Annotated in this window: 15 protein-coding genes; 9 read left to right on the top strand and 6 right to left on the bottom strand. The window is 66.5% G+C overall.

The window, feature by feature from the left end:
- From MSIMFI_RS02460 to MSIMFI_RS02450, 3 genes are all read right to left on the bottom strand, one after another.
- The coding region (locus MSIMFI_RS02460; protein ID WP_191495992.1) for a PE family protein at nucleotides 1-404 on the bottom strand (404 nt) is incomplete at its 3' end.
- 529 nt (nucleotides 405-933) lie between these two features.
- Complete coding sequence (locus MSIMFI_RS02455; protein ID WP_186241535.1) at nucleotides 934-1,224, bottom strand: WXG100 family type VII secretion target; 291 nt, start codon at nucleotides 1,222-1,224, stop codon at nucleotides 934-936.
- Nucleotides 1,217-1,528, bottom strand: a complete 312-nt coding sequence (locus tag MSIMFI_RS02450; RefSeq protein WP_186241536.1) for a WXG100 family type VII secretion target — start codon at nucleotides 1,526-1,528, stop codon at nucleotides 1,217-1,219. The genes MSIMFI_RS02455 and MSIMFI_RS02450 overlap by 8 nt, the downstream gene beginning before the upstream one ends.
- A 69-nt stretch (nucleotides 1,529-1,597) precedes the next feature.
- Between MSIMFI_RS02450 and MSIMFI_RS02445 the strand changes: the two genes are divergently transcribed.
- The 7 genes from MSIMFI_RS02445 to MSIMFI_RS02415 all read left to right on the top strand — a co-directional run bounded on the left by MSIMFI_RS02445 (nucleotide 1,598) and on the right by MSIMFI_RS02415 (nucleotide 7,896).
- The gene (locus MSIMFI_RS02445) at nucleotides 1,598-1,879 is read left to right on the top strand and encodes a glutaredoxin family protein (RefSeq protein WP_191495991.1); all 282 of its coding nucleotides are present in this window, start codon (nucleotides 1,598-1,600) and stop codon (nucleotides 1,877-1,879) included.
- A 78-nt stretch (nucleotides 1,880-1,957) separates the two neighbouring features.
- Nucleotides 1,958-3,325, top strand: coding sequence for a glutamyl-tRNA reductase (locus MSIMFI_RS02440; protein ID WP_191495990.1), 1,368 nt, complete (start codon nucleotides 1,958-1,960; stop codon nucleotides 3,323-3,325).
- A gap of 13 nt (nucleotides 3,326-3,338) precedes the next feature.
- Nucleotides 3,339-4,289 (top strand): hydroxymethylbilane synthase, encoded by a 951-nt coding sequence (gene hemC / locus MSIMFI_RS02435; protein WP_191497990.1) that lies wholly within the window; start codon nucleotides 3,339-3,341, stop codon nucleotides 4,287-4,289.
- Between the two features lie 22 nt (nucleotides 4,290-4,311).
- Nucleotides 4,312-6,000, top strand: a complete 1,689-nt coding sequence (locus tag MSIMFI_RS02430) for a bifunctional uroporphyrinogen-III C-methyltransferase/uroporphyrinogen-III synthase (protein WP_191497989.1) — start codon at nucleotides 4,312-4,314, stop codon at nucleotides 5,998-6,000.
- 92 nt (nucleotides 6,001-6,092) lie between these two features.
- Nucleotides 6,093-7,082: a porphobilinogen synthase gene (hemB, locus tag MSIMFI_RS02425; protein ID WP_191495989.1), complete on the top strand. Its 990-nt coding sequence runs from the start codon at nucleotides 6,093-6,095 to the stop codon at nucleotides 7,080-7,082.
- A gap of 11 nt (nucleotides 7,083-7,093) precedes the next feature.
- The gene (locus MSIMFI_RS02420; protein WP_191495988.1) at nucleotides 7,094-7,651 is read left to right on the top strand and encodes a DUF3093 domain-containing protein; all 558 of its coding nucleotides are present in this window, start codon (nucleotides 7,094-7,096) and stop codon (nucleotides 7,649-7,651) included.
- Complete coding sequence (locus MSIMFI_RS02415) at nucleotides 7,648-7,896, top strand: hypothetical protein (protein ID WP_191495987.1); 249 nt, start codon at nucleotides 7,648-7,650, stop codon at nucleotides 7,894-7,896. The genes MSIMFI_RS02420 and MSIMFI_RS02415 overlap by 4 nt, the downstream gene beginning before the upstream one ends.
- Here the strand turns inward: MSIMFI_RS02415 and MSIMFI_RS02410 are convergent.
- Entirely contained in the window at nucleotides 7,880-8,341 is a 462-nt protein-coding gene (locus MSIMFI_RS02410) for an STAS domain-containing protein (RefSeq protein ID WP_191495986.1), read from the bottom strand. The two genes, MSIMFI_RS02415 and MSIMFI_RS02410, sit on opposite strands and share 17 nt — an antisense overlap.
- A gap of 281 nt (nucleotides 8,342-8,622) precedes the next feature.
- Between MSIMFI_RS02410 and MSIMFI_RS02405 the strand changes: the two genes are divergently transcribed.
- A complete protein-coding gene (locus tag MSIMFI_RS02405; RefSeq protein WP_191495985.1) occupies nucleotides 8,623-9,855 on the top strand; it encodes an acyltransferase family protein in 1,233 nt (410 codons plus the stop codon).
- A gap of 134 nt (nucleotides 9,856-9,989) precedes the next feature.
- Nucleotides 9,990-10,694: an Rv0518 family GDSL lipase gene (locus MSIMFI_RS02400; RefSeq protein ID WP_191497988.1), complete on the top strand. Its 705-nt coding sequence runs from the start codon at nucleotides 9,990-9,992 to the stop codon at nucleotides 10,692-10,694.
- A gap of 239 nt (nucleotides 10,695-10,933) precedes the next feature.
- On the opposite strand, the gene MSIMFI_RS02390 is transcribed toward MSIMFI_RS02400, so the two are convergent.
- Both MSIMFI_RS02390 and MSIMFI_RS02385 read right to left on the bottom strand, forming a co-directional pair.
- A complete protein-coding gene (locus tag MSIMFI_RS02390) occupies nucleotides 10,934-13,084 on the bottom strand; it encodes an acyltransferase family protein (protein WP_396819318.1) in 2,151 nt (716 codons plus the stop codon).
- A complete protein-coding gene (locus tag MSIMFI_RS02385) occupies nucleotides 13,081-13,914 on the bottom strand; it encodes an alpha/beta hydrolase (RefSeq protein ID WP_191497986.1) in 834 nt (277 codons plus the stop codon). The genes MSIMFI_RS02390 and MSIMFI_RS02385 overlap by 4 nt, the downstream gene beginning before the upstream one ends.
- Between the last annotated feature and the right edge of the window lie 59 nt (nucleotides 13,915-13,973).

The raw sequence follows: 13,973 nt of genomic DNA, 5'->3' as shown, positions 1-13,973 counted from the left end.
GCCTGGCCGGTCCCCGGTGCCCCGTTGGTGCCGTCGCCGATCAGTGGGCGGCCCAGCAGCAATTGCGTCGGTGCATTGATCGCACCCAGCACCGCTTGCTCCAGCGCCTGCAGCGGCGAGACGTTGGCCGCTTCAGCGGCCACGTAGGCACTGCCAGCACCGGTCAAGGACTGCACAAACTGGGCATGAAACGCCGTTGCCTGAGCACTGAGCGCTTGATACTGCTGAGCGTGGCTGGAAAATAACGACGCGATCGCCGCCGACACCTCATCACCTGCGGCAGCCATCAATGCAGTCGTCGGGACCGCGGCCGCAGCATTCGCCGCATGCAGCGACGAACCGATACCGGCCACATCCGATGCCACCGCCGTCAGTAATTCCGGCGCGATAACCACGTACGACACTGCCGCCTCCTCAGCCGTTCCATTGACAAATCGAAAAATCGGAAGGTGCACCATCGCCTATCCCGGCGCCGGCACCTTCGAAACCATCACTGCGTGGCTTGCTGCGGCCGATGCCAGGAGTTGATCGCCGGTGGCAACACTGAAAACCTCCTCGCCTCGACCATTCTCGACCATTTTCGACCATTCTCGACCAAGCTCGACCAAGCTCGACCAACGACGTTCATGACAACCCGTTCCTGCCGACCTGCAGTGCTCGTCGAGCGGGTCGTAGCGCACAACGGTACGTAGCGGCCCCCGGCTACTCGTGCGCTTTATCGAACCAATATTGTTTCGTTATCAAACTGTAATAATTACATCCACAAGATTTTGCCCCTTTACAGCTGCTTCGTTATTCAGAGCATTGAGTAGCGCGGATTGGCGGTAGCCAAGCAGGGGCAAGACCGCTGCGCGACTCTCTTAGTTTGAATTTGTTGACCGGTGATTTCGAGGCCGTGGACGGGTAGGCAGCACCGCCAGCGGCGCCATTAGGTCATGACCACATATTCAAATTCGTCGACATCGCGCCGGTGTAGTTGGCATGCGCGGTCGCGCCGACGGTCCGCAACCGAGCCAATGCCTCGCGCATCATCGCCTCGCCCGCGGCCCAGTGCCGATGCGCCTCGGCATGGGCGGCCGCGGCTTCCCCTGACCACGTCGTGTGCAAATTGCTGATCAGAGAGTCGATTTCGGTGAGCATGCTTTCGGCATAGCGTTGAAACTCCGCCATCTGCTGCACCGCATCGGCCAACGCCTCCGGATCCACCCGAAAAGCCTCAGGCATCGCCAACCACTCGCAGCGCTTGCTGCGCTGCCGCTTCGTTCTGGCGGTAACCCACACCGGCCTGAGCCAGCGACTGCGCCAAGATCGACAAGCCCAGCTGCACTTCGTCGGCCCCGCGATGCCACAGCTCCCAGGCTGCGGTGTAGGCGCTTCCCGACGCGCCGCGCCAGCCGCCCAGCATCTCGCCGACCCGGCCGTCAAGCTCCGCCAACCGACTCCGCAAATCCGCCGCACCACCAGCCAGCGCCTCGGCAAAACCATGCATCACCAGCGGGTCTACCCGCAGGTTGTCGTCAGCGGCCACAGCGGCAACCTAGCGGCGGCCCGGCACGGCCGCAATTCACCGGCAGACCGCAACTGCCACACTGGTGCCATGAGCCAATCCCAAGGCCGGCCGCAGGTGGAGCTGTTGACGCGCGACGGGTGCGTGATCTGCCGGCGGGCCCACGCCCGGCTGGCCGAACTGGCCGCTGAGCTGGGCTTTGACCTGTCGACAACCGATGTCGATGGCGCGGCGGCGGCGGGCAACCCTGAACTGCGGGCCGAGTTTGGCGACCGGTTGCCGGTGATCCTGCTTAACGGCCGTGAGCACAGCTATTGGGAGGTCGACGAGGCCCGGCTGCGCGCGGATCTTGCCGGCACCGATATTTGGTAGCCCAGCTGACAAACGTCTACCGTAGACACCAGTTCACTTACTGGGAAAAAGCAAGGGAGCTGGCCAGGTGATGCTGCCGTGAGCGTCTTGCTCTTCGGAGTTTCGCACCGTAGTGCGCCGGTCTCCGTCCTCGAACAACTCAGCATCGAAGAGTCCGATCAAGGCAAGATCGTCGACCGGGTGCTGCAGTCGCCGCTGGTAACCGAGGCCATGGTGCTGTCGACGTGCAACCGGGTTGAGGTCTATGCCGTGGTCGAAGCGTTCCACGGTGGGCTGACGGTAATTGGGCAGGTGCTGTCGGAATACTCCGGTATGTCGATGGGTGACCTGACCAAATACGCCTACGTCCGCTACAGCGAGGCCGCCGTCGAGCACCTGTTCGCGGTGGCCAGCGGCCTGGATTCGGCGGTTGTCGGCGAGCAACAGGTGCTTGGTCAGGTGCGGCGCGCATATGCCAGCGCTGAGGCCAACCACACCGTCGGCCGGGTGCTGCACGAGCTAGCCCAACGGGCGCTGTCGGTCGGCAAGCGGGTGCACTCCGAAACCGCCATCGACGCCGCCGGTGCCTCGGTGGTGTCGGTCGCCCTCGGAATGGCCGACCGCAAATTGGGCGGGCTGGCGGGCAAGTCCGCTGTGGTCGTCGGCGCGGGTGCCATGGGTGCCCTGACGGCAGCACATCTGACCCGCGCCGGCATCGGGGGAATCCAGGTGCTCAATCGGTCGTCGTCCCGGGCGTTGCGGTTGGCGCGCAAGATTCGCGAATCAGGTGTGTCGGCCGAAGCGTTGACGCTGGACCGCTTGCCCGACGCGTTGGCCACCGCCGACGTGGTGGTCAGCTGTACCGGAGCAGTGAGCCCGGTGGTGTCGCTTGCCGACGTGCACCACGGGCTCGCCGCCGCACAACGAGATGAGGCAACTCACCCGCTGGTGATATGTGATCTGGGCATGCCGCGTGACGTCGATCCCGCGGTGGCCGGACTGCCCGGTGTTTGGGTGATCGATGTGGACCGTGTGCAGTATGAGCCGTCCGCTCACGCCGCGGCCGCCGACGTCGACGCGGCGCGCCACATCGTCGCCGCCGAAGTCGCTGCCTACCTGGTAGGACAGCGGATGGCCGAGGTCACCCCGACGGTTACCGCGCTGCGCCAGCGCGCCGCCGATGTGGTCGAAGCGGAGCTGTTGCGCCTGGACAACCGACTACCTGGCTTGGAGAGCGCCGAGCGCGAAGAGGTGGCCCGCACGGTTCGGCGGGTGGTGGACAAGCTGCTGCACGCGCCCACCGTACGGATCAAGCAACTTGCCAGTGCCCCCGGCGGCGACAGCTATGCCGAGGCGCTGCGCGAGCTTTTCGAACTAGACCAGACCGCCGTCGATGCCGTTGCGACTGCCGGTGAATTACCAGTTGTATCAACCGGATTCGACAGCCCGAAGACGTCTGCTGAGTAACTGATTGGCCGACGTGATCCGGATAGGCACTCGGGGCAGCCTGCTGGCTACGACCCAGGCCGCGACCGTGAGAGACGCCCTCATCGCCAACGGTCATCCCGCGGAGCTGGTGACCATCAGCACCGCGGGCGACCGATCGTCGGCGCCGATCGCCGATCTCGGTGTGGGCGTCTTCACCACCGCGCTGCGTGAGGCCATCGAGGATGGCCGCGTCGATGCCGCTGTGCACTCGTACAAGGACTTGCCCACCGCGGCCGACCCGAGGTTCACGGTGGCGGCGATTCCCCCGAGGAATGACCCTCGGGATGCCGTTGTCGCCCGCGACGGGCTGGTCCTCGGCGAATTGCCGCCCGGTTCCGTGGTGGGGACATCCTCGCCGCGGCGGGCAGCACAGCTTAGGGCATTGGGTCTCGGTTTGGAAATCCGCCCCCTACGAGGCAACCTAGATACCAGGTTGAACAGGGTAAGCAGTGGTGATCTAGACGCCATCGTGGTGGCCCGGGCAGGTCTAGCCCGGCTGGGCCGCCTCGATGACGTCACCGAGACGTTGGAGCCGGTACAGATGTTGCCAGCACCGGCCCAAGGCGCGCTCGCGGTCGAATGCCGCGCCGGTGACAGCCGGTTGGCGGCAGTGTTGGCGGAGTTGGACGACGCCGACACGCGAGCGGCCGTCACCGCGGAGCGAGCCTTGCTGGCCGAATTGGAGGCCGGTTGCTCCGCACCGGTGGGCGCGATCGCGGAAGTGGTCGAGTCCATCGATGAGGACGGGCGGGTCTTCGAAGAGCTGTCGCTGCGCGGCTGCGTGGCGGCGCTGGACGGATCCGACGTGATCCGCGCGTCCGGCATCGGCACTTCCGGTCGGGCACGAGAGCTGGGGCTCTCGGTCGCCGCGGAGCTGTTCGAGCTGGGCGCACGGGAGCTGATGCGGGGAGCGCGGCAAGACCCCGCGCGAGGAAGTATTTGAGTGAGACGTGGGAGCGACAATGATGACGCGAGGGCGTAAGCCGAGGCCGGGCCACATCACGTTCGTGGGCTCCGGTCCCGGCGACCCCGGTCTACTGACCACCCGGGCCGCCACGGTCCTGGCGAACGCCGCCTTAGTGTTCACAGACCTTGACGTACCCGAGGCGGTGCTGGCGTTGATCGGCAAGGACCTGCCGCCGGTTTCGGGTCCGGCGCCCGCCGCTGCAGCGGCCGAAAACGGCGACGCGTCGGGGGCATCCTCCGACGGAGAGGGCGCTTGCACGGTGGTGTCGGGTGGCCCTGACATCCGTCCGGCGGTGGGTGACCCCGCCGAAGTCGCCAAGATTCTGACCGCCGAGGCCCGTTCCGGCGTCGACGTCGTGAGACTGGTGGCCGGTGATCCGCTGTCGGTGGACGCGGTGATTAGCGAGGTGAACGCCGTCGCCCGCAGCCACCTGCACATCGAGATCGTGCCCGGCCTGGCCGCCACCAGCGCGGTACCGACCTATGCGGGATTGCCGCTGGGCTCTTCGCACACGGTTGCCGATGTGCGCGGCGCCCCCAAAGACACCGACTGGGAGGCGCTGGCAGCGGCCCCCGGACCGCTGATCCTGCAGGCGACCGCATCGCAGCTGGCCGACGCCGCCCGCACCCTGATCGACCACGAGCTGGCCGAGACAACTCCGTGCGTGGTAACCGCACAAGGGACGACCTGTCAGCAGCGCTCGGTCGAAACCACCCTGCAGGGGCTGACCGACCCAGCCGTCCTGAGCGGCGCCGACCCCGTGGCTGCGGCAAACGGACGCGACCCGCAAACCGGGCCGCTAGTGGTGACCATCGGCAAGACGGTGAGCAGCCGGGCAAAGCTCAACTGGTGGGAGAGCCGGGCGCTGTACGGCTGGACCGTACTGGTGCCGCGCACCAAGGACCAGGCCGGCGAGATGAGCGAACGGCTGACGTCATACGGCGCGCTGCCGGTCGAAGTTCCGACCATCGCCGTCGAGCCGCCGCGCAGCCCGGCGCAGATGGAACGCGCCGTCAAGGGCCTGGTCGACGGTCGATTCCAGTGGGTGGTGTTCACCTCCACCAACGCGGTGCGTGCGGTGTGGGAGAAGTTCGGCGAATTCGGTTTGGATGCCCGCGCATTCTCCGGGGTCAAGATCGCGTGCGTTGGCGAGTCGACGGCAGACCGGGTGCGCGCCTTCGGGATCAGCCCCGAGCTGGTGCCCGCAGGGGAACAGTCGTCGTTGGGTCTGCTGGACGAATTCCCGCCCTATGACAGTGTTTTCGACCCGGTAAACCGGGTTTTGCTGCCGCGCGCCGACATCGCAACCGAGACGCTGGCCGAGGGACTGCGAGATCGGGGCTGGGAGATCGAGGACGTCACCGCATACCGGACCGTGCGGGCGGCTCCGCCGCCGGCGACGACCCGGGAAATGATCAAGACCGGCGGCTTCGACGCGGTGTGCTTCACGTCGAGTTCGACGGTGCGAAACCTGGTCGGCATTGCCGGCAAGCCGCACGCGCGCACCATCATCGCGTGCATCGGCCCCAAGACCGCGGAGACCGCCGCCGAATTCGGGCTTCGGGTGGATGTCCAGCCCGAGACCGCCGCCGTGGGCCCGTTGGTTGACGTGCTGGCCGAACATGCCGCCCGGCTGCGCGCCGAGGGTGCGTTGCCCCCGCCGCGCAAGAAGAGCCGCAGGCGCTAGCTAGTGGCTGCCTACCCCCGTGCGGCGAGCGTGCGTGTTTGTACTCCGACACGCCGTCGGGGCTGGCATTTTGCGCACGCTCGCGGCTACGAATGAGCATGGGTGCCTTCCCGCGGCAGCGACCGCGCCGGCTCCGCTCCACCCCGGCTTTAAGGCGCTTGGTGGCGCAAACCTCTTTGGAGCCTAGGCATTTGGTGCTGCCGATGTTCGTCGCCGACGGGATATCGGAATCGCGACCCATCCCTTCTATGCCAGGCGTGGTGCAGCACACCGTGGATTCGTTACGCAGCGCCGCCGCAGACGCCGTCGCCGCCGGTGTCGGCGGGCTGATGCTCTTCGGTGTGCCGCGCGAGGAAGACAAGGACGCGTCGGGCTCGGCCGGCACCGATCCCGACGGCATCCTCAACGTCGCCCTGCGTAACCTGTCCAAGGATCTCGGCGACGCCACGGTGTTGATGGCGGACACCTGCCTCGACGAGTTCACCGACCACGGGCACTGCGGCGTCCTCGACGCGCGGGGCCGGGTCGATAACGACGCCACTGTCAAGCGCTACGTGGAACTGGCTGTGGCCCAAGCGCAATCCGGGGCACACGTGGTGGGACCGAGCGGGATGATGGATGGCCAGGTTGGCGCCATCCGGGACGGCCTGGACGCCGCCGGTTACATCGATGTGGTGATCCTGGCTTATGCCGCGAAGTTCGCCTCGGCGTTCTACGGACCGTTCCGCGAAGCGGTGAGCTCCAGCCTGTCGGGGGACCGGCGCACATACCAGCAGGAGCCAGGCAACGCCAGGGAGGCAGTGCGCGAGATCGAGCTGGACCTCGACGAGGGCGCCGACATCATCATGGTCAAACCCGCCTTGGGGTACCTCGACGTCGTGGCGGCCGCCGCGGAGGTCTCGTCGGTGCCGGTGGCCGCCTATCAAGTCTCGGGGGAGTACGCGATGATTTGCGCGGCAGCGGCCAACAACTGGATCGACGAGCGTGCCGCGGCGCTGGAGTCGCTGACCAGCATCAGGCGTGCCGGGGCCGACGTCGTGCTCACCTACTGGGCCGCGGATGCGGCAAGCTGGCTGTCATGACGGAGGCTGCGATGAGGCCAGGGGACCCGCCAGCGGGGGACACCAGAACCAAGCCGTTGTTCTACGAATGCGGCGCCAGCTGGTATTGGGTGCTGGCCGGGCCGCTGTCGGCGGTGTCGCTGATTTTCGTCCAGAAATCCAGCGGCGCTCCGGTATCGCTGGTGGTTCCGCTGATCTTTCTGGTGCTGGTGTCGGCGTTCGTCGGACTGCAGGTCAAAGCCGCGCGCATTCACACCTCGGTTGAGCTGACCGAGGACGCCCTACGCCAGGGCACCGAGACCGTCCTGGTGTCCGAAATCGTCAAAGTGTTTCCGGAGCCCGAGAATTCGCTGGCTTCCGGCAAGCCGCTGGCGAGGTGGCAGTCGGCGCGGGCGCTGGGCGAACTGGTCGGGTTACCGCGTGGCCGGGTTGGCATCGGTCTGAAGCTGACCGAGGGGCGCACCGCGCAGGCATGGGCGCGTCGTCATCGCCACCTTCGGGCGGCGCTGATGCCATTGGTCGAGGAGCGGGTCCGCCCCGCATCGGAGGTCGCCGATGTCGCCGATAACGAGGAGGACTCACCGCAGTGATCGCCCGCTACCGAGGGCTAGTTGAGCTTGGCTGCGCCGGTCTCGCGCTGGTCGCCACCGCGATCAGTTGGTTGTACACGCGTAGCACGGTGGTAGTCGCGCCAGTCGTCGACGGGCAGCCGGCCACCACATCGGTGGTCTACCATCCGCAGCAGCTAGTGCTGACCCTGATGCTGGCAACCGTCGCCGGGGTATTCGCGGTGGTGGGGATGACCCGGCTGCGCCGCTCTAGGCCGTCTTCCTGATGAGCGGTAACACCAGCTGACGGCGGCTGGCGATGGCGTCGGCGAGGTTGTGCAGCGCATCGTGTACTGAGCGCGCGGTCGGAAACATGGGCTCGGCTCCGTCGGCTTCCGGGTCACCTAGCCGCTCCATGACCGGAGGACTCGCCACCAACGTCCATTCGACCCCGACGGCGGCACACTCCTCATCGAGCATGTACAGCAGTGAGATACCGGCGGCACCGAAGTGACTCACGTCACTCATGTCGAGGATCACGGGATTACTTCCGAGGACGAAACGCCGAATGTATTCACTGACCCGCTCGACATTGACGGCGTCGACAATTCCTCGGACGGTCACCACGGTTGCTAGGTGGCGGCAGTGAGCCCGAACCTGAGCGCCACTGCAGTCGTATATGCCGTTTCCGTGCCGAGCCATGGCGCTCGACGTGGTGATCGCGATGCTCATGAGCAGCCCCATTCCCCTTGGCGTAACGCCGACCAGACTTGTCGTCAACGGTGCCCGCAAAATCTAAGGAGACCGAAAACCGCGTCTAACTCTTTGCTAAGAAGCGGCTTTGGGGGTGCTCGCGCGCGCGTGAGGCGATTCGGGTGGTGGTGCTGTTAGGCTGCGTTGGCTGCCGGTTGCTATGTCGGGGGGCTTGCAAGAAGGCCAGATTGCCCGGTCAGCCGAACTGATGGTGGACCAAATAGCAGAGCCCGAAACGGGCTGAGCCCGGAAAGAGCATTGTGCGCACCGGAGAAATCAAGGGAGAGATCAAGGCCCTGACCGGACTTCGCATCGTGGCCGCGGTGTGGGTGGTGTTGTTTCACTTCCGGCCGATGTTGGACGATGCGTCGCCCGATTTCCGTGAGGCCCTCGCGCCGGTGCTGAACTGTGGCGCGCAGGGCGTCGACTTGTTCTTCATTCTCAGCGGGTTTGTGCTGACCTGGAACTACCTCGACCGCATGGGCCGGTCGTGGTCGGCGCGCGCCACCCTGCACTTCCTGTGGCTGCGGCTGGCCAGGGTGTGGCCGGTGTACCTGGTCACATTGCACCTCGCCGCGGTGTTGGTGATCCTCACCCTCCACGTCGGTCATGTGCCGCTGCCCGAGGCGAGTCAGCTCACCGCGACCAGCTACATACGCCAGGTCCTGCTGGTGCAGTTGTGGTTTCAGCCGTATTTCGACGGGTCCAGCTGGGATGGGCCGGCCTGGTCGATCAGCGCGGAATGGCTGGCGTACCTGCTCTTCGGTCTGATCGTGCTGGTGATTTTCAGGATGATGCATGCTACGAGGGCGCGGAGCCTGATCTGGCTGGCCATAGCGGCGTCGTTGCCGCCAGTAGTGCTGTTGTTGGCCAGCGGCCAGTTCTACACACCGTGGAGCTGGCTGCCGCGAATTGTGACGCAATTCATCGCGGGCGCGTTGGCCGCTGCCGCCGTGCGCAGGTTGCGGCTGACCGATCGCGCTCGGCGCATCGCCGGGTACTGTTCCGCACTGCTGATCGTCGCCGTTGTGGGAATCCTCTACCTGTTTGACACATATCCGATCACCGGAGTCGTGGACAGCGGGGGAGTGGTTGACGTCCTGTTCGTTCCGTTGGTGATAACGCTGGCGGTCGGGGTGGGCAGCCTGCCCGGGCTGCTGTCGACACGGCTCATGGTTTACGGCGGGGAGATTTCGTTCTGCCTCTACATGGTGCACGAGCTGGTGCATACCGCTTGGGGATGGGCCGTAGCACAATTCGAGCTCACGCCGCATGACAACCCGTGGAAGTGGAATGTCGTTGGTCTGCTCGCGATCGCGGTCGGTGCCGCGATCCTGCTGTATCACTTCGTCGAAGAGCCCGCCCGGCGTTGGATGCGCCGGATGGTCGACGTCAGAGCCGTGGACTCCAGGGCCGAGCCAGCGGAGTCGGGCAATACCAAGCTGCACCAAATCGATGGTGGGCTGGAAGGGGTTTCGGCCCGCGCGGTGTGACCAGCTGCTGGTGTAGATCACACGCGTTGACGGCAATTTCGTGTCGGTTTCCTCGTACGATTCCGTTGATTTGGTTGCCGCCACGTTTCCCGTCAACTGTGGAGCCGTTCACCGTGGAGGTGGTAGTGAGTCGTCTGGCCCGACTTTCCGGGTTCGTCATGGGTCTCACTGTGCTGGCCGGCGTGGTCTTGCAATATCCGCCGCACCCGGGGCGCGTGCGCGGCTACGACGCACTGACCCTGGATTACCGGCTAAACCACGTCGCAGTGATCGGCGACTCCTATACAACCGGCACCGATGAGGGCGGCGTGGGCCCGCAATCATGGACCGCTCGCGCCTGGCAGCGGCTTGATGCGCGGGGCCTGCGGATCGCGGCCGACGTGGCAGCCGAGGGCAGAGCCGGCTACGCCGTGCCCGGTGATCACGGCAGCGTCTTCGAGGATCTGACGGCCAGGGCGGTCCACCCCGACGACGTGCTGGTGGTATTTTTCGGCTCCCGCAACGACCAGGGCTTGCATCCAATAGATCCCGAGCTACTGGCCGAAAGGGCCAGCGCGACCTTCGATTTGGCTCACCGTTTGGCGTCGACCGCGAAGATCCTGGTGATCGGACCGCCATGGCCAACCGCTGACGTGCCTGGCTCCATGCTGCAGATTCGCGACGTCCTCAACGCCGCGGCCCGAGCAGCACGAGCGGCGTTCGTCGATCCGATCGAGGACCGATGGTTTGTCGATAGGCCCGACCTGATCGGCGCTGATGGGGTGCACCCCAACGACGAAGGGCACGCGTATCTGGCGGACCGGATCGCACCGCTCATTCGCAAGCAGTTGTCAGGGTGAGTGTCTGGGCGAGGTTGAACAGCCAGGCGCACAAGGCGTTTGGCGGATAGCTTCAGTCTTCTGCGTGCCGCTCGTAGTCCCAACGTTCAAGGCGCGCTTGCAATTGCATGAGACCAAGTCCGGCGAGTGGTGCGGCCACCGAGAGGAAGGCCAGCAGCATCGGACTCATCTCAAACCTCCAAAGCTCTTTCATTCCTAACACGTTCGTCGTCGCCGCGAGGTTCATTTCGCGAATAAATTCACTCTGACAGGGCGCGATCGGCCAGCGCGCCGATAACAGGTGCCAGCAGCTGTGCGTACTCGGTCGTCACGTGGTTGTCATCGCGGAACACCAGAGTGTTGCCGACGATCACTGGACAGCGGTCCGGACTGCAGAACAAATCGGTCAGGTCCGCATAATGACCGCCGCCCGCGGCGGTCGCGGCTTGCTCTGCGGCGGTGCCGTCGCCGTTGACCGCAACCGACCGGGCCGGCGCGCAGGCGGTGGCATCGTCTAAGTGGGCCGACAGGCAGGTGGGCACCGACGATTGAGGATCGGCGACCGGGCCCAGGATCAGAACCCGCGCACCGATGCTGCGCAGCTGCGCGACCGTCTTGGTCAAGGTCTCGATCCATGCCGGGTCGTAGGACGCGAAGCTGAAGTCGGCGTGGTAGCGACGGCTCATGCTCAACACCACCAGCCGCGGCGGCGCGGCCTGCAGGCGGCTGATGATCTGGCTGCGCCACTGTTCGCACTCGGTGTACCTGCGGCCCAAATACGGGCTGACGATCGGCAGATCCTGCAGCGGGCAGGTCACCTTGGCCATCGTCTCCAGCCGCCAGTGCCGCTGCTCGGCGACCTGTTGGAGGGCCGGGTCCCACATGGCGGCGTGCGAGTCGCCGATCAGTGCCACGGTCGTCGGCGAGGCGGTATCGCCCGAGGCGCATTCGCTTTGCCCGACGTCGCGCCAGGAACGCATGCCGCCGTTGACGAATACCGGCGCCTTGTCGCCCGGTGCCGCGCCCAGCGGTGGGGTGAGGTTCGACGGGACGGCGCGCAGGCCGGCGGATGCGGCCACCGCGGCGCGCGCTTGCGCGAACGCAGTTTGCACCGCGGCTTCTTGCGGACTGATCGCTGGCGGGACGGCGGTCGTGGGTAGCGCGACGATCTTCGCCTCGGGGGCGGCCGCCCCGTGGCCCACCGGCACCGGTATCGCCGTGAGCAGCGGCGCACACGCGCACGCGGCGACGGCGCTGGCGGCGCCGGCCACAACCAGGCTGGTCTTCGCCGATCGGCGCAGGGCCGCGGCGAACCGACCCGGATTCTCCACCAAATGCAGGGTGATCACCGCGAATCCGGCGGAGACCGTCGTCGCGGCCAGCCGGCCCGGCAGGCCCGCGGGATCACCCAGCAGCGGCGGCATCAGCAACAGCACCGGCCAGTGCCAGAGGTACCACGAATACGACACCCGGCCAATCGCGCGCATCACCGGCGGGCACAGCACGCGACCAACTCCCATGCCGCCGGTGACGGTACCGCTGCCGATCACCAGTGCGGTGCCCAGCACCGGCAGCAGCGCCGAGGTTCCGGGGTAAGGAGTGTGCGGGCCCAGTTGGGTGCAGGTCAGCAGGATCAGCGCCAGACCACCCCAGCCGGCGACCGCCGCGGGCAACAGCGGCAGCCGGCGCCATTGGCCGATCGACAACGCAACCAGACCGCCGGCGGCCAGCTCCCAGGCGCGGGTGGGCAGCGAAAAGAACGCCCACGTCGGCGACGTGCGGGTCCACACGACGGCCGCTGCCAGCGACGCCGCTGCCACGAGTGCCAGGACCACCACATACGGCACGGTGCCCTTGGTGTCCTTGCGGACCCGTCGTACCAGCCAGGCCGTACCGATGATCAGGGCCGGCCACACCAGATAGAACTGCTCCTCGACCCCGAGCGACCAGTAGTGCTGGAACGGCGACGGCGGCAGGTCGGAGACCAAGTAGTCGGTGCCCTGGGTGGCGAACCGGTAGTTGCCGACATACAGGGCGCTGGCGATGCCGTCCACAAAGACGCGCCGCGCTTGCAGCGGCGGTAGCACGACCGCCGCCGCGATCGCGGTCACCACGCCGACGGTGGCCGCGGCCGGCAGCAGGCGGCGGGCGCGGGCGGCGTAAAAGCGGCCCAGCGCAACGGTGTTGGTGGTTGCCACCTCCCGCCAGAGCAGGCCGGTGATCAAGAAGCCAGAGATGACAAAGAAGACGTCGACACCGATGTAGCCGCCGCCGACGCCGGGTATGCCCGCGTGATAAAGGACGACGGCGATGACCGCGACGGCGCGCAACCCCTCGATGTCCGGGCGGAACCCGGTCCGCGCTATGCGCCGCTCCGCTGGGCGGGGCGGGTTGGACGGGTCCACCGTCAAGACGCCATCCAGGCCAGTTCGCCCGGTAGTTGTTGGCGCCAGTAGTCCACGTCGTGCCCGCCGGGGGAGAAGCTGCCCGCCGGCCGTTTCTTCAGCTGGCTGACGAATTGGCTCGAGGCGAAGAAGAAGCGGTCGGCCAGGCCGCAGTCGACCCGGATGGGGATCGAGTTGAGCACCGGCAGGCCGAACACGGTGTTGCGGTTCCAGTCGTCGACACTGTCGAAGGCGCCGGGCGCGCTGCCGATGTAGGTCATGTATAGCGCGGGGCTGACCGCGCAGATCCCGGCGGTGCGGTCCGGACCCAGCCGGGCACCCAGCAGCAGTGCGCCGTATCCCCCCATCGACCAGCCCATGAATCCGACCCGCGAGGTGTCCATGCCCATCGAGGTCAGCATCGGCAGCAGCTCTTCGAGCACCATGGTGCCGGAGTCTTGACCGCCTGCGCGCCGGTGCCAGTAACTGCTAGGCCCGCCGTCTACACCCACCACGGCGAACGGCGGTTTGCCCTCGCGGACCAGTTGGGCCAGCGCGTCCTCAACACCGAGGTCGAGCATCATGTTGGCGTCGCCGTCCTTGCCGTGCAAGGCGATCACCGGGCGCAGCATCTTGGTTTGGCCCGGTGGCATGGCTATCACCCAGTTGGTCTTGATGCCTCCGCGTGCCGCGGAGATGAACGATCCGGTCAGCTTGGTGGGCAAGGTTTTACCCGCGGTCGGCGGCTCGAACGGGGCGGGACTTTGCGGCGCTGGCGTCGCATGCGGCTTCACCGGGTCCAGCAGCGCGCTCAGCGCCCACACACCGGCTGCTCCAACACTGGCGCTGGCGCCCATCCGGAGCACGGCGCGGCGGGGCAGCAGGTCAGCCACGAGCGTCAATCATGCCGCGCCGA

The sequence above is a fragment of the Mycobacterium simulans genome (assembly GCF_900232995.1).
In the GTDB taxonomy this organism is placed as follows: domain Bacteria; phylum Actinomycetota; class Actinomycetes; order Mycobacteriales; family Mycobacteriaceae; genus Mycobacterium; species Mycobacterium simulans.
The sequence above is the reverse complement of the archived record's forward strand: the minus strand, read 5'-3'. Positions and strand labels throughout refer to the sequence as shown.

Coding starts and splice junctions, on each gene's coding strand:
- MSIMFI_RS02420 (WP_191495988.1), top strand. CDS start 7,094: ATGAGGCCAGGGGACCCGCCAGCGGGGGACACCAGAACCAAGCCGTTG.
- MSIMFI_RS02430 (WP_191497989.1), top strand. CDS start 4,312: ATGACGCGAGGGCGTAAGCCGAGGCCGGGCCACATCACGTTCGTGGGC.
- MSIMFI_RS02455 (WP_186241535.1), bottom strand. CDS start 1,224: ATGCCTGAGGCTTTTCGGGTGGATCCGGAGGCGTTGGCCGATGCGGTG.
- MSIMFI_RS02410 (WP_191495986.1), bottom strand. CDS start 8,341: ATGAGCATCGCGATCACCACGTCGAGCGCCATGGCTCGGCACGGAAAC.
- MSIMFI_RS02385 (WP_191497986.1), bottom strand. CDS start 13,914: ATGGGCGCCAGCGCCAGTGTTGGAGCAGCCGGTGTGTGGGCGCTGAGC.
- hemB (WP_191495989.1), top strand. CDS start 6,093: ATGAGCATGGGTGCCTTCCCGCGGCAGCGACCGCGCCGGCTCCGCTCC.
- MSIMFI_RS02445 (WP_191495991.1), top strand. CDS start 1,598: ATGAGCCAATCCCAAGGCCGGCCGCAGGTGGAGCTGTTGACGCGCGAC.